The organism is Pacificimonas pallii, from assembly GCF_019204005.1.
Classification (GTDB): domain Bacteria; phylum Pseudomonadota; class Alphaproteobacteria; order Sphingomonadales; family Sphingomonadaceae; genus Pacificimonas; species Pacificimonas pallii.
In genome coordinates, this window is the sequence record NZ_JAGSPA010000004.1 from 285,001 (window position 1) to 303,051 (window position 18,051).

The 18,051-nt window shown below is 60.5% G+C and carries 12 protein-coding genes (1 of these 12 only partly in view); 5 read left to right on the forward strand and 7 right to left on the reverse strand.

From position 1 onward, the window contains the following. The 5 genes from KCG44_RS13250 to KCG44_RS13270 form a co-directional block, all read right to left on the reverse strand. Positions 1-143, reverse strand: the 5' portion of a protein-coding gene (locus KCG44_RS13250; protein ID WP_218446578.1) for a DksA/TraR family C4-type zinc finger protein. Its footprint begins 121 nt before the window's first position; 143 of the gene's 264 nt are visible here — the first part of the coding sequence; its start codon is at positions 141-143; the stop codon falls past the left edge of the window. A gap of 57 nt (positions 144-200) precedes the next feature. Next, complete coding sequence (locus tag KCG44_RS13255; protein ID WP_218446608.1) at positions 201-1,181, reverse strand: DUF2891 domain-containing protein; 981 nt, start codon at positions 1,179-1,181, stop codon at positions 201-203. Next, on the reverse strand, positions 1,178-2,116 hold the full coding sequence (locus tag KCG44_RS13260; protein ID WP_218446579.1) for a DUF979 domain-containing protein: 939 nt from the start codon (positions 2,114-2,116) through the stop codon (positions 1,178-1,180). Before KCG44_RS13260 ends, KCG44_RS13255 begins: the two co-directional genes overlap by 4 nt. Further along, on the reverse strand, positions 2,113-2,799 hold the full coding sequence (locus KCG44_RS13265) for a DUF969 domain-containing protein (protein ID WP_218446580.1): 687 nt from the start codon (positions 2,797-2,799) through the stop codon (positions 2,113-2,115). Before KCG44_RS13265 ends, KCG44_RS13260 begins: the two co-directional genes overlap by 4 nt. 139 nt (positions 2,800-2,938) lie before the next feature. After that, positions 2,939-6,520: a hydantoinase B/oxoprolinase family protein gene (locus KCG44_RS13270; protein ID WP_218446581.1), complete on the reverse strand. Its 3,582-nt coding sequence runs from the start codon at positions 6,518-6,520 to the stop codon at positions 2,939-2,941. Positions 6,521-6,748: 228 nt separating this feature from the next. Between KCG44_RS13270 and KCG44_RS13275 the strand changes: the two genes are divergently transcribed. Next, positions 6,749-9,208 carry a DUF4114 domain-containing protein gene (locus KCG44_RS13275; protein WP_218446582.1) on the forward strand — a complete coding sequence of 820 codons (2,460 nt, stop codon included), beginning with the start codon at positions 6,749-6,751 and terminating at the stop codon, positions 9,206-9,208. 125 nt (positions 9,209-9,333) lie between these two features. After that, entirely contained in the window at positions 9,334-11,532 is a 2,199-nt protein-coding gene (locus tag KCG44_RS13280) for a hypothetical protein (protein ID WP_218446583.1), read from the forward strand. A gap of 37 nt (positions 11,533-11,569) precedes the next feature. On the opposite strand, the gene KCG44_RS13285 is transcribed toward KCG44_RS13280, so the two are convergent. After that, on the reverse strand, positions 11,570-12,430 hold the full coding sequence (locus KCG44_RS13285) for a helix-turn-helix domain-containing protein (protein ID WP_218446584.1): 861 nt from the start codon (positions 12,428-12,430) through the stop codon (positions 11,570-11,572). Between the two features lie 172 nt (positions 12,431-12,602). Here KCG44_RS13285 and KCG44_RS13290 point away from each other — a divergent pair, with 172 nt between their 5' ends. Further along, the gene (locus KCG44_RS13290) at positions 12,603-14,567 is read left to right on the forward strand and encodes a CAP domain-containing protein (RefSeq protein WP_218446585.1); all 1,965 of its coding nucleotides are present in this window, start codon (positions 12,603-12,605) and stop codon (positions 14,565-14,567) included. A gap of 122 nt (positions 14,568-14,689) precedes the next feature. Further along, positions 14,690-16,174 carry an alanine/glycine:cation symporter family protein gene (locus KCG44_RS13295; protein ID WP_218446586.1) on the forward strand — a complete coding sequence of 495 codons (1,485 nt, stop codon included), beginning with the start codon at positions 14,690-14,692 and terminating at the stop codon, positions 16,172-16,174. Positions 16,175-16,201: 27 nt separating this feature from the next. Here the strand turns inward: KCG44_RS13295 and KCG44_RS13300 are convergent, their stop codons facing one another. Beyond that, a complete protein-coding gene (locus KCG44_RS13300; RefSeq protein ID WP_218446587.1) occupies positions 16,202-16,978 on the reverse strand; it encodes a transglutaminase-like domain-containing protein in 777 nt (258 codons plus the stop codon). Between the two features lie 277 nt (positions 16,979-17,255). On the opposite strand from KCG44_RS13300, the gene KCG44_RS13305 reads away from it, so the two are divergent. After that, a partial coding sequence (locus KCG44_RS13305; RefSeq protein WP_218446588.1) for a TonB-dependent receptor plug domain-containing protein occupies positions 17,256-18,051 on the forward strand: 796 nt, incomplete at its 3' end.

Below are 18,051 nucleotides of genomic sequence, written 5' to 3' on the forward strand. Positions count from 1 at the left end.
TCCGGGATCTCCTCACCGCACAGCACGCACTCCTCGGTACCTTCGCCTTGCGGCAGGTTCGCACGGGCCTGCAGGACGGCATCTTTCACCGTGTCGTCGATTTGATCCTGTACCGCGCCGTCGCGGGTCCAGCCGCCTGCCATGGCGTCGCTCCTCAGCCGATTGCAATTGCAGCGATATTGGTCCGGCACCCCCGCGCTTCAAGCGGTCCGGGGGGCCTCCAGCGCCAGCAGGGCAAAGGTCGCGAGCCAGTGTTCGCCGGCATAGTCACCGGCAATATGCGGCAGGCCTGCGTTCAAATGATCCCGATAGGCCGCCGCAGCGACCGCCTGCACGGCATGCCCGTCCGGCAATGCCCGGCCGATCAGGCGCCAGCACCAGGCGCGGCTAAGGTTCAGGCCATCGAGATGGGCGATCTTCCCATCGCTGCGATCGGATACGATTGCCGGCGTCAGCAGCGTCGCCGGGGTGCCTGTGGAAATCCGCGGCAGGAACCTGTCAAACCAGCGCTCGAATTCAGGCCCGGGCAGGATCTGGCTGAGCAGCGCAGCCTCAATGAGCGCAGGCGATAGAAACGCATCGCCCTCCGGCTCCCAGGCCTGACAGTCCCGGTCGTTCAAGAACCAAATGCGGGCGCGCCGTTCAATGACGGCGGACAATGCCGGGTCGCGGCTTTCCGCCCAGCGATGCGCCAGGATCATGGCGAATGCGCTGCTGAAATGCGTGCCCGTGCGTATGGGATAGGTCATGCGGCCAAGATACGACACCATGAGCGCGGCAAAATCACGGGCAAATGTTTCGAGAGCCGGCATTTCCCCCGACAGTGCCATCAACCAGGCCCAGCCATAGGGACGCTCGAACGCGGCGGCATGGGGACGCGACAGATAGGCCCGCTCGGCTGCGATATTTTCCGGCGTGAACAGCCGGTCACGCAACATCTTCACATCATCGACGAATCCCGCATTCGGGAATAGTCGGCACAGGCGCATCAGCTGCCACCAGCCATGCACGCAGCTGTGCCAGTCGAAGCTGCCGTAAAAGATCGGATGCAGATCGCGGGGTCGCTGCGCGTCCTTATGACCATCAAGAACATGATCGAGCTTGTGCGGAAATTCGCGCGTGACATGGCCAAGGGTCAGCGCGGCAAAGCGGGCGGCGAGATCCTCGGTCAGCTGCATCAGAAGGCCAGCCACCAGATAAGCAGGACGTTGACCCCCAGAAGCGGAATGGCGGTCCCGATCTGCTGCCGTATCACGCCGTTCCGGTCCTTCAGATCGAGGAGAGCCGCCGGGACGATATTGAAATTCGCCGCCATCGGCGTCATCAGCGTTCCGCAAAAGCCCGAAAGCATGCCGATGGCGCAGACGATGGCGGGGTCGCCGTCATAAGTGCGGATAAGGAGGGGCAGTCCCACCGCGGCGGTCATCACCGGAAATGCGGCAAAAGCATTGCCCATGATCATCGTGAACAGCGCCATGCCGAGCGCGTAGACGAGCACCGCGCCGAACAGACTGCCATCGGGTATGGCGACGCCCGCGATTCCGCCGACGACGTCGCCGACCCCCGCCAAGGCGAATACCGCACCAAGGCTGGCGAGCATCTGCGGCAACACCGCCGCCCAGCCCACGGCATCCATCAGGCGCCGCCCTTCCTGCAGCGGGATCATCGGTTTCGGCTTCAGCCAGATATAGCCGCACAGTAAGGCGATGATTGTGCCAAGGCACAGGGCGACGATGGTTTCCTGCCCTTGCTGCGCGATCCCTTCGCGCCATTTGAACAGCAGGGTTCCGCCAAGTGCGACGGCGGGAATGACAAGAGCGGGAAGGAACAGCTTTGCACCGCGTTTCAGTGCTTCGGCGGCACGCGCGGCGGCATCGGTCGTCCGTCCGCTCCCCTGTCCAAGCTGCCCAAAACCCGCAATGGCGACAAGGCAGATGACGAGCATGCCGTTGCCAAGGTCGCCCAGACGATCGCCCGCCAGAAAACTGAGGGCGAGCAGTCCCCAGAAAGCGGCATTGCCGAAGCGCTTCTGATTGCTGCGATCAGCGGCGCTGAGGAGCGCGGTTACAGCGAAGAACAACCCGGTGACTATATAAACAAAGCCCAGCGTGATCATCGCGTGCCTTTCGCGCTGATCTGACGGTCGAGCCGCCATAGGCGATAGCCGTGGATGATAAACGCGGCAATGGCGGTGGGGATGGCCCATACCGACAGTTCAAGCGGCTCCAGCGTGATGCCATATTGCGCCAGAAACCCGACCATCAGCAGGATCGAGCCGATAGCGATGAAGATATCCTCACCAAAAAACAGTCCGATATTGTCGGTGGCTGCGGACATGGCCTTCACCGTCTCGCTGCGATCTTCGTCCGGACCGTCGCCCTGCGTATCGGCGGCGGCTTCAGCCATGGGCGCGACGAGCGGGCGAACGGTTTGGGCGTGGCCGGCGATACTTGTCAGGCCGAGCGCTGCCATGATCTGGCGAAAGGCGAGATAGGCGATCAGCAGTCTGCCGACGGTTGCGCCGCGCATTTTTTCGATCGTCATCCGGGCGCGTTCCTGCAGGCCGCGCCGTTCCAGCAGGCCGATCACCGGCAGCACGATCCATATGATCGAGATGTAACGCGCTTCATTGAAGGCACGGCCAAAGGCCTCGACAATTTCCACCGGGCCAAGACCAGCGGCGATTCCGGTGACAAAGGCGGCGACCGTCACCACCAGCAGCGGATTGAACTTCAGCACGAAGCCGATGACGATCACGAGAATGCCGCTAAGGACGAGGAGGTCGGTGACGGGCGGCATCAGCGCGGGACGCTCGGCATAATATTCACCAACCCGGACATATTCGAAGCGCGCGCCCGAAACATCGCGACATCATCGCGCGTCCCATGATGACAATCTGGATGACGGGGTTTGATAAGTCGCATTCTGTTCATCCCGGTCATCGGCCCTTTCCATAACCGCCGCCGCCCGGCGTTTCGATGACGAATACATCGCCCGGAGAGAGGTCCGCGCTTCCGGTGCCGCCGATGACCTCGACCGTTCCGCACACGCGCTCGACGCGGCCTGTTCCCGCAGCGGCATCATCGCCGCCAGCAAGGCCAAAGGGCGGAACCCGCCTGCGATTGGCAAGAAGGTTCGCTTGCATCTTCTCAAGGAAACGGATGCGGCGAACGACGCCATCGCCGCCTTTATGACGGCCCGCACCACCAGAACCACGGCGGATGGAGAATTCTTCCAGCAGGACGGGACACCGCGTTTCAAGGATTTCCGGATCGGTCAGACGGCTGTTGGTCATGTGCGTCTGTACCGCGTCGGTACCATCGAAATGAGGACCGGCGCCTGACCCGCCCGCGATGGTTTCATAATATTGATAGTCATCATTTCCGAAGGTCAGGTTGTTCATCGTACCCTGCGCCGCCGCCATGGCACCGAGCGCGCCGAACAGCGCGTCGCAAATGGCCTGGCTGGTCTCGACATTGCCCGCAACGACGGCTGCGGGCGGGCGGGGACGCAGCATGGAACCCTCAGGGACAATAATGTCGATGGGGCGCAGGCAGCCGTCATTCATGGGGATGGCTTCATCGACGAGTGTCCGCACAACATAGAGGACAGCCGCGCGAACGACGGCGAAGGGAGCGTTGAAATTGTTATCAAGCTGGTCCGAGGTGCCTGTGAAATCAACCGTCGCCCGCTTGCCTTCGATGCGCACCGCGACCTCGATTGCGGCACCGGAATCGAGTTCATATCGCAGATGTCCGTCGGTCATCCGGGACAGCAGCCGCTCGACAGCATGTTCCGCATGATCCTGCACGTGGCCCATATAGGCGTCGAGGACCTCGCGGCCGTAATCGCCTGCCACCCGGCGCAGTTCGTTTGCGCCGCGCGCACAGGCCGCGACCTGCGCCTTCAGATCGGCGATATTCTGCGCGGGATTTCTTGCAGGATAGGTGCCGGACTGTAGCAGCGCCCGGATCGCATCCTCTTGAAAATTACCCTGGGCAACGATGTGTATGTTGTCGAAAAGCACGCCCTCTTCATCAATCGTACGGCTGCCGGGCGGCATGGAGCCGGGGGCAATACCGCCGACATCGGCATGATGTCCCCGCGCGGCGACCCAATATGCGGGCGCTGCCTCCATGTCGGGGAGGAAGACCGGCATGATGACGGTAATGTCGGGAAGGTGTGTGCCGCCTGCATAGGGGTCGTTCAGCGCGAAGACATCGCCGGGACGGATGTCGCCCTGATGCCGCGATAGCACCGCACTCACACTCGCCCCCATCGAGCCGAGATGGACGGGCATGTGCGGGGCATTGGCAACGAGCGCGCCGTCGGCGCTGAACAGTGCGCAGCTAAAGTCCAGCCGCTCGCGTATGTTTATACTGGAAGCGCTGTGCTGCAGGGCAGCGCCCATTTCTTCGGCGATGGCCATAAACAGGCCGTTGAAAATCTCCAGCCGAATGGGGTCGACGTCGATACCGGCTTTTGCACTGCGCTGATCGCCCGTGCTCGTCAGGACCAGATTTCCCGCCTCTGTGACATCGACCTGCCAATCCGGCTCCACCATGGTTGTCGACAGAGGGTCGATGATCAGCACCGGCCCGGCCGTGTGAAATCCCGCCGCGAGTCCGGCGCGATTGTACACCGGCATGCCTGTTCCTTCATAATCCGCCATGGCAAGGGGCGCGGCCGACTGTGACGGCGTGTCGGCGACCGTGGCGGGCGCTTCGTCACTGACCGCGATGGCCTCGGCTCTGGCCATGTCCACAATCAAGGGCGCATCGCCGACAAAGCCGAACTGGGCACGGTGCGCGACTTCGAATGCGGCGCGCATGTCGGCTGCGGCACCATAGGGCACTTCGATGCCGTGATCGGTACCCTCGTAACGGAGCGAAAGGTGAATCTCAGTTTCGGACGATGCCTCGCCGGGTAACAGATCGCCAAGTTCCGCGAGCGCTGCGCTGGCCAGACGATCGGTGGCGGCTTCGATTTCCCTGCTCGCGGAAAGGGCGAGGCCAAGTGTCGCTTCCTTCGATGCGCGCCGATCAGCCAGCCTCATGCCATAGGCGCTGAGCACACCGGCATGCGGGTGGATCATCACCCGCGACATGCCGAGCGCTTCGGCAACAAGGCAGGCATGCTGTCCGCCCGCGCCGCCGAAGCAGGCGAGCGTGTAGCGCGTTACATCGCGGCCCCGTCCCACGCTGATGCGCTTGATCGCATTCGCCATATTGGCGACGGCGATATCGATAAAGCCGCGCGCAGCTTCTGCCGACTCCATCGCCCGGCCGGTTGTCCTTTTCATATCGGCTAACACTTCTGCCATGCGGGCTTCGGCTGCGCTGCGGTCAAGCGGCTCATCGCCCGCCGCGCCAAAGACAGCGGGGAAATATGCCGGGTCGATCTTGCCGAGCAACAAATTACAGTCCGTTACCGTCAGCGGGCCGCCGCGGCGATAGCAGGCTGGTCCTGGCACGGCACCTGCGGATTGCGGACCCACCAGGAAGCGCGCGCCGTCGAACCAGCAAAGCGAGCCGCCCCCCGCCGCGACCGTGTGGACCGCCATCATCGGTGCGCGGATCCGTGCGCCCGCGATCTCGGTCTCATGGCTCAGTTCATAACCGCCCGCATAGTGAGAGACGTCGGTGGACGTGCCGCCCATGTCGAAGCCGATGACATTGCCGTATCCCGCCTGTTCGGCCGTCCGTGCCATGCCGACAATGCCGCCGGCGGGACCCGACAGAATGGCGTCCTTGCCGCGAAATGACCTCGCGGCGGCAAGCCCGCCATTGGATTGCATGAACAGCGGGGATACCGCATCGCCGAGCCGTTCCGTCAGCCGTTCGATATAGCTGCGAAGGACGGGCGAGAGATAGGCATCGATGACCGTCGTATCGCCGCGACCGATAAATTTGATCAATGCGCTGACGTCGTGACTGACCGAAATTTGCGAAAAGCCAACCTCTGCGGCGATTTCGGCGAGGCGTCGTTCGTGCGCGGGATGCGCGAAGCCATGCATGCAAAGGATTGCCGTGCTGCGCAGACCCTTCTCATAGGCGGCGGCAAACCCTTCGCGCGCGGCCGCTTCATCAAGCGACACTAGCACCTCGCCCGCCGCCGATACACGCTCGTCGATCTCCAGGACGTCGGCATAAACCGGTGGCGGCTTCACGATCTGACGTGCGAACAGATCGGGACGTGCCTGATAACCAATGGACAGTGCGTCTCCGAAACCTTTCGTGACGGCCAAAAGGACAGAACGCCCCGTCCGCTCCAGCAGGGCGTTCGTCGCGACTGTTGTCCCCATCCTTATGGAAATATGAGGTAATTTCTCGTCGCGCGATTTTCCAGTCAACCGATAAATACCTTCGGTCGCCGCATCATCGTAGCGTTGCGGATTATCCGACAATAGCTTCTCGGTTGCGACGGTGCCGTCAGGTCGACGGGCAACGATATCGGTGAAGGTGCCGCCGCGATCAATCCAGAAACGCCAAATCTCGTGGCTGCGCGGGGCTTGGTTCATAAGGGACGTTAACAGCAGTTTGTCCATGAAGGCGCAAGTCCCCGGGGGTGCGGGACTTGCGGCGTGAAAATTCAAGCCGCTCTATCGGCGGACTGAGTGCCCCCATTGGTTAACGCCAAGAAAACCATGAATCTTGAGATGGTTATCAGCTTTCACGGCCAATTGTGTTCACACATGGTCGTTTGATGCGGGAACGACCGGTTTGAAAAAGTCGAGGAGTTTCACATCATGGGTACCGGGCTGATCAATACCCCATCTGGGCAGCGCATCGACATTTCGGAGAATACGCAGTTTCTGGTCGATTGGACTGAGGACGCGTCGAGGGCGTATTATAACTACTTCCTCCGTCTCGACTGGGGCGGCGACCGCGCCGGAGAGATTGTCGGCGGAGGTTTACTTAAGGATACCGACACCGAAAGAGCCGTCTCGTTCGACATTGATGCCGGTTTTTTGCGCGGCAATGACGCTAACTTCCTGATCCGGCGTGATGGCGGCATCAATGCCGGCTTCCACTCAAGAGAATCGCAGGATGTGGATTTCCGTCCCGTTTTGGAAGTCACCTACGCCGACGGCGTGACCCGGTCCTTCAACGCCACGCGGGATACCTATTTCGACAATTCGACGGGCAAGCCGCTCGGCGATGAGGTATATATAAAGACTGTTGACGATATTCTGATCGCGTTTGACGGCTTTGCTCCCAATGCTGCGGTGCAGTCAGCGCGCATCGTGCTGACGACGACCGCCCGGCAATTTGGCGATCAACAGCTGACGGTTCACGCGGCGGCCATAAAGTCGGGCCTGCCCGACGATACTATCGATGTTCCTGTCGTGGATGAGGCGGACTTACTGGTTTCAATTACAGGCGCGGAAATTCTGGATGGCCTGGGCGGTCTTGACGATGATCGATACCAAAGGCAGGGCGATGTCGGTCATGGCGTGTCGCTGCCCGGAACCAATCACGCGCTGAATCGGTCCACGCAGTTCGAAGGCGCTGGCGACACGCTTTACGCCGTCGAAATCGTGCGTTTCGACCGCAATTGGGACCCGTCCTTTGGTGGGAAGGCAGGGGGAATCTCGAATTCACACGCGGACGGGCTGGACGCAGAAAGCGCCAATGGTTCCGGCGGGTATGGCGGTAATGGCGCGGACGGCGATAGCTGGAGCTTCCGTCTGAACTTCAAGGAACATGACGCAGACAATCCTCTGGCAGATGACTATCTGTCGCTTGGCACTTATGGCTATTATCTGGACAACGGCACGTTCAACGGCGCCGTGACGCCGGGCGCCGTGCCGGTACCGAAAGGCGAATTCGTCGCCCTGCAGCATATGGTGAAACTGAACACTGTACGCGAGGACGGTACCTCCGACTCAGACGGCGAGTTTGCCTTGTGGGTGAATGGTATCCTGTCGGTCCACCTGACAGGCATAAAAATCCGTGATTACGCGCCGCTCAAGCAGCTTGGCGTGTCGTTCGAGGACTTCCTAGAAAACAGCCGTCCGCACAATTTCTGGCACAACTACTATTTTGGCGGTGTCGGATATGAGCTGGTCGAACACGGCGCGCATCTTGTGTCACTGGGCCAGCTTTATGTCGGTAGCGGCCTGCCGGCGCAGAGCGTCATTCAGGCCCGGGTGGATGAATTGAACGCCGGAGATGCGGTGATACCCTGGGGCGCATATGCCGATCTGATCGCGAGTGGTGATATTGAGGACCCCAACGCAGTCCCCGACGAAATTCCGGGCCTGCCGGTTGGCGAAGATGGCCGGGTGCTGATCGAAGGCGATCTGCGTGATGACCTGTTCGTGGCCACCGGGGTTGCGGAACGCTTTTCAGGCGGCCGCGGCGCGGATCTGCTGATGGGATCGGCGGAAGACCTGAACGGCGATATTTTCGAACAGTTCGAAGCAGGCGACAGCCTGTTTATTCAGGACACGGCGCGCGGCGACGTCCGCGCGGACGTTCTGGACAGCGGACTGATCATCACCCTCAAAGGCGGTGAGACAATCGAATTGTCGCTTGCCGGCGAGACCGGCAATGGTGCGATCCAGCTGGGCGCGACGGGTACGGGCGGCGTATTTGTGCGGTTCGTCGAATATCTGCCGGAACTCGCCGAGGCGAGCGCCGTTGCCGCCGCTGCGGTAAATGGTATCGTCAATCCGCACTTCCTGTCGGGCGCGAATACCAATTCCTTCGAGATCGAGGTGGGCACGTCGGAGGCCGGCAACGCCAATTCGCTTGGCGTCTACAAGGTCGGTGCCGACGGCTCGATCTCGGATGTCGAGATCATCGCGTCGAACGTGAAAACCACAACCGGCACGGTTCGTATCGACGATGTGGAGGCTGACGAAACGCTGGGTTTCTTCATTATTCAGGATGGCGCCAATCGGCTGTCCGCCGAGGTTCTCGCATCGGACGCGCTGGGCATTTCCATTGTCGATGGCGTTGCCGTGCTGACCGACGGCGGGATCCAGGTCGACTCCGCGACCATCTTTCTCAGTCATGATTCAGCCCTCAACAGCGATGGGATGACGCACGTGCTGTCCGGAATCACGGCTGATGGCGATGCCCTGGCGCTTGGCTTCGAAGACTTGGCCCGCGGCGCGGGCAGTGGCTCGGACGATGATTTTCAGGACGTTGTGTTCACCGTCGAAGCGATCGTTCCTGACCCGAACCTAATCATCGGATAAAGTTACGGAAAAACGTACATGTTAACGGCAATTTCAGACTCTCGGTCGATGGTGGAGGCTTTCTTTGTTGAGTAGGGCCGTCGATGTTGATCCGAGATTATCAGAGTTCGATTTTTAGTGAACAATTGCCAGAACCGATTTGGGACGAAAGTGCATCGCGTGATTTTGCGAGCCGTGATCTGGAAATTCTTTGGGCTGAAGAACGGGCTGGTGCGCTGCTGGGGTCGACATATTTAGCAGACAGCGACACGGCGCGAACGATCACCTTCGACCTCGATGCCGCATTTCTTACGGCAAGGCCCGCAGATTTTGTTATCCGGCGTATCGGAGGTGTCAGTGCGAGCCTCTGGTCAAGAGAGGCCGCAAACGCCGACGACCGACCGCAACTCACAGTTGAATATCAGGACGGTCGGCGGGAAATATTCGAGGCGACCCGCGATTCATATATCGAAAGTTCGACGAGCCGACCGCTTGGGGACCTTTCCTTATTGAAGACGAAAGGCGATATCCTTATCGCGTTCGATGATTTCGTGCCGGGCGCCGATGTCGTGGGCGCTCGTCTGAGCTTCATGACGACCGCCCGGCAGTTCGGCGATCAAACTCTGCATGTGCATTCGTTCGGACCGGCCGCAGACCCTACGCCAGACCCAGACCCAGACCCAGACCCAGACCCGGTACCAGACCCAGACCCGGTGCCAGACCCAGACCCGGTGCCAGATCCGGACACTGGCGCGCTGCTCACCACGCAATGGGCGGAGGACGCGACGCGCACATATTTCAACACCGCACTTCGGCTGTTATGGTCGGGCGATGTCGCATCCGAACAGATAGGGCAGGCGCTGCTCAGCGATACGGACAAGGCCCGTGCTTTCGATATTGACCTTGAAGCGGGCCATTTTGCGAATGGTGCCGCCAGTTTTCTCATTCAGCGGAGTGGTGGAAAATCCGCCACTTTTTATAGCCGGGAAGCAGGCGACGACAATCTGCGGCCAGAGCTGATCATATCATATGCGGACGGGCGCACAGCCGCCTTCGACGCGACACGAGATACGTTCATTGACCAGTCGACCGCAAAGTCGCTCGGCGCGGGCGATACGTTGCGGACCAGCGGCGACATCCTGATCGCATTCGACACATTCATCCCCTCGGATGAAATTGTCAGCGCCACGCTTCGTCTGCATACAACGGAGCGTCAATACGGAGATCAGACGCTGACCGTGTCCGGCGTGGACATCGCGCCCGGCCTGCCGGATCCTATCGATGTGCCGGTGGCCGATGCAAGTGACTATCTTCTGGACCTGACGGGCGCGCAGATCGCGCAGTCGCGCCGTATTGACGAACCTGATCGATATCGCGTGCGCGGTGACGTTGCCGACGGTATCGCGCAGCCAGGCGAGGCTGTCGCATTTCATCGGTTCACCGAGATTCCCCAGTCGGCGGACACACTTTTCGCCGTCGAATTCGTCCGGTTCGACGAAAGCTGGACCGGCAGTATCGGCGGCAAGGCAGGCGGCTTTGCCAATACGCATCAAAGCGGCCTCAGAACACCCAGCCCGAATGGAGCGGCCGGATGGGGCAGCCGCGCGGCGGACGGCGACAGCTATTCCTTCCGCCTGAACTTCAAGGAACATGTGGCCAATGGTACGGCTTCCGAGGATTTCGTTTCGCTCGGTTCCTATGGTTATTATCTGAATAATGAGGACGAGCACGGCGCGGTGACACCCGCGCAGACGATCGTGCCGAAGAATGAGTTCGTCGCCCTACAACACATGATCAAGCTGAACACCGTTTATGAAGATGGGCGCGCACTGGCGGACGGTGAGTTTGCGCTATGGATCAACGGCGAACTGTCTGTGCATCTCACCGGCCTCGTCATTCGGGATTATACGCCGCTCAAGGAAATCGGCGTTTCGTTCGAGCAGTTCCTTGCCGACAGCCAGCCGCACCATTTCTGGCATAATTATTATTTCGGCGGCACCGGCTACAATAATATCGAGCATGACGCGCATATGGTCACCATCGGTCATCTGCTGGTGGCGACGGCCATGCCGGACGCGGAACTGATCCAGTCGAAACTGGATGCGCTGAATGCGCTGCCACCGCCGCCCGCGCCGGAAATGGCGGCCGGTGAGGCAGCTGGCGCGGCCGAGGACGCCGCCCTGGCGGAAGTTCTGCCAGACGATACGGTCATCGATGGCGCGGCGTCATCCCCCCATGATGTGGCCGTGAACGAAAATATGTTTTCTGAGATGGACATAATGCCATTTCCGGCGGCCTTTATGAGCCATATCGAGCAGGCGTCCACCGCCGTCCACATCTTGTAAATATCGGCGGTCGGCACGGTGAAGCGAAGCGCCGGTGTCAGCTGCGGGATGGCATGGCGGCAGCCGACACAGGCGCGCTCTCCGCCATTTCTGCGAGTATGGCCGCGTCTTCGGTTTCAATCGGCATGCCGACGACGATCCGCGTATCGGGGAAGGCCGCCGCCGAATACCAGCTGGGGGCCGCCAGCGATACGATGGGCATGGTCATGGCCGCGCTTCGACCGCCAATGCATATCGACAGGGCGATGCGGGGGACTTCCGCCATTTCCGCCTGCTCCGCCAGCCATGTCGCCGGGACATCTCCCTCTGACTGCACGCGTTCCAGCACGGGATCCATGATTTCCGGAATGCGCAGGCGCTCCCGATGGGCGCCCTGTAACAGGGTGCGCGCATAACGCTCCCATTCGCCCACATCGTGGCGCAGCCCATCCGCATGTGACCAGGCGAGGATGAAATTCAGCAGGCCATCATGATAAAGCGCATCAATCTCCGCGCATCTCTCAAGCCATAGCATCGCGAGTGGATTTGCGGCGACGATCCCGGACGCGGCGTCAAGCGCGAGCGCCGGCCAGGGGGCCATCCCCTCTAGCATCTGTTTGAGCAGCCGGTTTCGAAAGGCGAGCGCGCCAGCATCGTGACACGGCACCATGGCGGCGATGGCAAATCCTGAAAGGTGATGCAATCGCTGGACGTCCATCGGGGCAAGTCGAAGCGCCGTGCAGAGCGCCTCAAGCATGTTGCGGCTGGGATGCGCCCGCCCGGTTTCAATGAAGCTCAGATGTCTGACTGAACAATCGGCCAGCTCGGCAAGGTGCTGCTGGCTTATGCCGCGGCTCCTGCGCCAGCTTCTGATCAGCCGCGCCGCCTCGTCCGCATCATGTTTCGCGATCACCGTCATAGCGCTGTCCCTCTCGTAATTACCTATCGGGTAAGGCGCAGGGCGGCCGGAATTCAGGTCATCGTAATCATTTGCCGTTTACCTCAACCTCGTTTCCGCACGTCTAAAAGAAGTGGCGGGGCCTTCAGGCAGGTCGCAGAAGGCAGAGAAGGCTGTTTTGTGGAGTAGCGGCATGAGCGCGCCAACGAGTTTCGAGCAGTTGCAGCTGGAATTGATCAACCGGTTCCGGGTCGACCCCGGCGGCGAATATGCGCGGCTTGTTGTCGGCGGCACGGGCATCACGCCGGACATCGAAAGCGCGATCCGTTTTTTTGGGGTCGACCTTGACGCGCTTCAGGTACAGCTCGCCGGTCTCGATGCTGCTGCACCGCTTGCGTGGAACGCGAATCTTGCGACTGCGGCTGATGCACATTCGCAGGCGCAGATCCACGCGGATCAGCAGTCGCATCAATTGCCAGGCGAACCCGGTCTGGGCGATCGCCTTCGCAATGCCGGATATGAATTTTCGGCCGCGGCGGAGAATGTCTTCGCATTCACCGAGGACGCGCTGCAGGGGCATGCGGGCTTCATCATCGATTGGGGTTATGACGAAGTGCGCGGCGCGTCGAGCGTAAGCGATTACGATGCAAGCGGAAACCTGCTACCCAATTTCGCCAGTATCGGCGACGGTATTCAGGATCCGCCCGGGCACCGCGACAATCTGATTAACGATCGCTATACGGAGATCGGCATCGCGGCCCTTGCGGAAACCAATCCCAATACCAGCGTCGGCCCCTTCGTGGTAACGCAGAATCTTGGTAGCCGCTTCGATTATCAGGCGCAGTTCCTGGGTGTGGTCGTGAACGATCTCGACAGGGACAATTTTTACGATATCGGCGAGGGGCTTGGCGGCGTCACTGTGACACTCACCAACGTTTCGACGGAGGAAATCTTCACAACGACCAGTTTCGCCTCTGGCGGCTGGCAGCTCGCGGCGCCGTCCGGCTCCTACTCAATCGCGTTTTCGGGCGGCGGCCTGACCCAGGTCATCGTTCGGCAGGCCTTTATTGACGATGAGAATGTGAAGGTCGACGCCTATCAGTCGGCCGGGACGGCCACGCCGGGGAACGACACGATCATCGGCACCGACGATGATGACGATATCGATGGCGGCGCGGGTAACGACACCCTACGCGGCGGCCTTGGCAATGACCGGTATACCGTCACGCAGGGTGATGACCGTGTGGTTGGGACGATGGAAGAACTGGTCGGCGATACCATCATCGATTTCGGTCCTGGGGACAGCCTGTTCGTTATGGGGCAGGATCTGAGCCGGGACAAAGTGCAGCTACGCCGCGGCGGCGCCGGGCTGGAGCTTGGTTTCGATGCCAATGGCGATGGTGTGTTCAACACGGTGACCGAAAGCCCGCTGACTGTGATCAGCACGCTGCTGACTGGCGGCGATGTCATGCTGTCGCGCGTGGAGGGCGGCAGCGATGTTCGTTATGTGGCGTTTCTGCCCACACTGGGTGAAGGCGCGCGCGTTGACGCGGGCAGCATAAACGGCATCGCAAACGAGGCCTATCTGGCAGGGGACAATCGCGGAAACTTCACCGTGACGCTGCAGGAATCGGATGCCGGGTTCGACAATAGCCTTGGCGTGTACGAGGTGCGCGGAGACGGCACGATCGCCGATGTCCGGATCATCTCACGCAATGTGAAGGATGATGCGGGCGAAGTCCTGACGATCGGCAATGTCGATGTCGGGTCCAGGCTGGGCTTCTTTCTGGTGCAGGACGGCGCGAACATGTTACCGTCGGCTCTCGACCTCGATGCACTGGGGATTGATGTTTCGGGCGGCAGTGCGGTTCTGACGGCCGCGGGCAGTGCGGTGGCCGGGGCTACGATTTTCCTCAGTCACGATGCCAGTCTGAACGCCGATGGCCAGCGGCATGTGCTTTCCGGTGTGGACGATGATGATACCGGCGCGCTGCGCGTCGGGTTCGAGGATCTTTTCCGCGTTGGTGCCACAAGCGACGACGACTTTCAGGACGTCGTCTTTCGGGTGGAGGCTGTGGCCGCTGTCGCCGTCACTGCCGCTGTTCCCCTCGGTAGCGAAACCTTCGCCGCATTGCCGCAACTGGAAATCATCGCCTGATGGCTTGGCGCGGCCAGCGGGTTCCGTAACTCCCGGCTGGACATCCGGGCCGCAAGCTTTATCCCCGTCCGCCTGCATCCGCGCGTCAATGTCAGCGCGATCCTTGGGGGAGCCATTACGCCATGAGTCTGATCGATCAGGTCACGAATATCAGTGAATTCATCTGGGGCGGCACCTGGGAAGGTGAATCGGTGTTCCCGATCCCGATCCCGCCCATGGCGCTGACGCTGCTTGGTATCGGCGCATATATCATGATTGGCCTGCGTTTTTATCCAATCCTGAAACTTGGCAGCGCCATCAAGGGTCTGTTTGCCGGTCGCAAGGGACAGGGCGCAGGTGAGATTTCGCCGTTCGCCGCACTGTCGACGGCGCTGTCGGGGCAGGTCGGTACGGGTAATCTGGCGGGCGTTGCCACGGCAATTACGCTTGGCGGGCCGGGCGCGATCTTCTGGATGTGGGTGACGGCCCTGTTCGGCATGGCGCTCGGATTTGCCGAGGGGTCCCTTGCCATTCGGTTCCGTGAAAAGACGCCGGAGGGCACGTACCGTGGTGGTCCGATGACGTACATCATGATGGGCCTTGGCAAGAAGTGGACGTGGCTCGCCATTCTCTTTTGTATCGGGACGCTGTTTTCCGCGCTCGTGACCGGAAATTCCATCCAATCGAACGCCGTCGCCGACAGCATGACCGAACTATTTGGCATGGAGGAATGGCTGGCCGGGCTCATCATTGCGATCCTGGTGTTCATCGTGATTATCGGCGGCATCAAGTCTATCGGAAGGGTCGCGGAAAAGGTCGTTCCCTTCATGGCCGCCGCGTATCTGATCATGGCATTTATCGCCATCATTCTCGACATTCAGGACATTCCCGAGACGTTTGGCCGTATTTTTCACGGCGCTTTCAACGTGCAGTCCGCATCGGGCGGTTTTCTGGGCGCGACCATCATCATCGCGATCCGCGCCGGCGTCGCCCGCGGACTATTCTCAAACGAAAGCGGACAGGGCTCGACGCCGATTGCGCACGCTGTCGCGCAGACTGACGATCCGGAACAGCAGGGCCGCATGGCGATGCTCGGCACGTTCATCGATACCGTCGTGATCTGCACGATGACCGCGCTCGTCATCCTGACGGTGGAAGGCAATTTCACCGGCAATGGCGAGGCGGTGCGGCATGCCTGGCAATCCGATCTGACCGGCTTTGCGATGACATCGGGTGCGTTCGCGGCGGCGTTTCCGGTAGAGCTGTTCAGCATTCCCATCGGCACTCTGATCGCCAGTATCGCGCTCATCATGTTCGTGTTCACGACGCTGCTCACGTGGAGCTATTATGGCGAGCGCGCGATTACCTTCATTTATGACCGCGTCCCCGGTGCGACGGCGCGCGGTGAGGGGATCCTGCATATGATGTGGCGGGTGATCTGGTGCATCGCCATCTTCATTGGCGCCTCGCAGCCTCTGGAACTGGTGTGGCGTCTTGGTGATATTTCGAATGCTGCCATGGCCTTCCCGAACCTGATCGCGCTTGCGGCATTGTCTGGTGTGGTCTTCGCGCTTGCCCGGGGCGACAGGACGGCCGGCAGGACGCACGAGCTTGACCGCCGGACGTAAAGGTTCATGCCGGGGGCGCGGCCCCGGCTAAAGCCTTTCGACCTGTACGGTCTGCGCCTGCAGGCTCGCACGGCCGTAGACCGTCATAAAGCTGATGTCTGCGGCGTCGCGGCCAACGCCGATGCGGGCAATACCGTCAACCGGCGCCATGCCGGTTGGGTCGACCAATTGCCAGCTCCCGCCCAGATACACTTCGGCAACGGCATGAAAATCCTGTGGCTCCACGCCAATGGCGTAGACGCTCGCCATTCGCGCAGGAATCGCGGACGCGCGTGCCATGGTAATCAGCACATGCGCATAATCGCGGCAGATGCCCTGCCGCTGAACGAACGTGTCGCGCGCGGTTGTATCGGCGTTGCTGGCGCCCGGCGTATATGTGAAGCTGTCTTCGATCCAGTCGCGCATGGCCATGATGCGCGCGCCGCCTGAAAGCGTGCCGAATTCGGCGCTCACGAAACTCTGGAAGGCGTTCGCGGGACAATAGCGCGATCCCATCAGGTACTTCACCGTATCGCCGGGCAGCTGATGGACCGGCATCTGCTCCATGACGCGGCAGTCGTTCACCGCCCGGGAAACATCGACAATCGCGGAATAGTCGGCGGTGAACTGGCCCTCCCGGTGAAGCCATATCCGTTCGCCTATGCCTTCCTCCCCGGAAATCCTGGCAAAGTGACCGTCGCCGGGGACATCGATTCTCGCCCGATCAATATGCTGGTCCGCCATGCTGGCCGCCTCGATCTGCAGAAGCAGGTCGGCGGGCGCGTTAAGAAGGTAATCGAGATGGACGTTTATCTTGAGCTTCATAGATGGTGAGCGCTGCGCGGCGGCGATCGTTCCGTGACATATTGGCTGTGAAACCAGTGTTGCCGCGAAAACACACTTAAGCAGCGTTTATACGCCGGATCGTGACGAACGCTTTACAGTTCAGCTTTTTGCGCCCTAAACGCCGCCCATGCCAAATGGCAGAGGTGTGTGTTTCGACGTCTGGAAGGGATAAGGGCCTGTACGTGCAGGTTCGGCCGACAGTCGGAAAAACGCAGAAATGCTAGACTTTTCGTAGTCCAACATAAGGGATGAGGACGTGACCAAATCAATTTTCCGCACAGCATTGTGCACCAGCTCGGCAATTGTTGCCGCAGCGACCCTGTCGACATCTGTCGTCGCGCAGGAAACGCCGGGTGCTGACGCAGCCGAAGAAGAGCAGCAGCAGGTCATCGTCGTGACGGGTTCACGCATTGCGTCGACCGATGTGGTCACGACTGCGCCACTTCAGGTTGTTTCGGAGCAGGCCATCGAAAGCTCAGGCGTGGTTAACATCCAGTCTCTGCTTCTGGAAAACCCGGTTTTCGGTGCGCCAACGCTCTCGCGCAACAATACGTCTTTCAGTACATCCGCGTCCGGTATCGCTACCGTCGATCTGCGCAACCTCGGTACGGCACGTACACTGGTGCTGCAGAACGGCCGTCGAATTGTCGCGGGTGTTGACGGTAGTTCCGCAGTCGATCTTAATATGATTCCGACGCCGCTGATTGAGCGCGTGGAAGTTCTCACATCTGGTGGCGCATCGGCCATTTACGGTTCGGACGCCGTTGCTGGTGTTGTCAACTTCATCTTGAAGGATGACTTCGAGGGCGCCGAGTTCGACGGTCAGATCGGTCTGTCTGAGGAAGGTGACGCGGTCACGTATCTCGGAAACGTCACGCTGGGTGCGAATTTTGATGATGGCCGCGGTAATGCGGTCGTTTTCGCGGGCTATTCGAAGGAAGGTGCGGCGTTCAAGCGCGATCATCAGACTGAAGCGGGCAGTGCTGCGACAGACAGCATCTCGCAGATTTTCTTTGGCGGTGAATTTGATGAAAAGCGTGAGCCGTTCTTCT

What these genes read in the sequence shown, in the direction of transcription:
- KCG44_RS13270 (WP_218446581.1), bottom strand. Translation starts at nt 6,520, where the DNA reads ATGAACCAAGCCCCGCGCAGCCACGAGATTTGGCGTTTCTGGATTGAT.
- KCG44_RS13275 (WP_218446582.1), top strand. Translation starts at nt 6,749, where the DNA reads ATGGGTACCGGGCTGATCAATACCCCATCTGGGCAGCGCATCGACATT.
- KCG44_RS13290 (WP_218446585.1), top strand. Translation starts at nt 12,603, where the DNA reads ATGAGCGCGCCAACGAGTTTCGAGCAGTTGCAGCTGGAATTGATCAAC.
- KCG44_RS13295 (WP_218446586.1), top strand. Translation starts at nt 14,690, where the DNA reads ATGAGTCTGATCGATCAGGTCACGAATATCAGTGAATTCATCTGGGGC.
- KCG44_RS13265 (WP_218446580.1), bottom strand. Translation starts at nt 2,799, where the DNA reads ATGCCGCCCGTCACCGACCTCCTCGTCCTTAGCGGCATTCTCGTGATC.
- KCG44_RS13285 (WP_218446584.1), bottom strand. Translation starts at nt 12,430, where the DNA reads ATGACGGTGATCGCGAAACATGATGCGGACGAGGCGGCGCGGCTGATC.
- KCG44_RS13260 (WP_218446579.1), bottom strand. Translation starts at nt 2,116, where the DNA reads ATGATCACGCTGGGCTTTGTTTATATAGTCACCGGGTTGTTCTTCGCT.
- KCG44_RS13300 (WP_218446587.1), bottom strand. Translation starts at nt 16,978, where the DNA reads ATGAAGCTCAAGATAAACGTCCATCTCGATTACCTTCTTAACGCGCCC.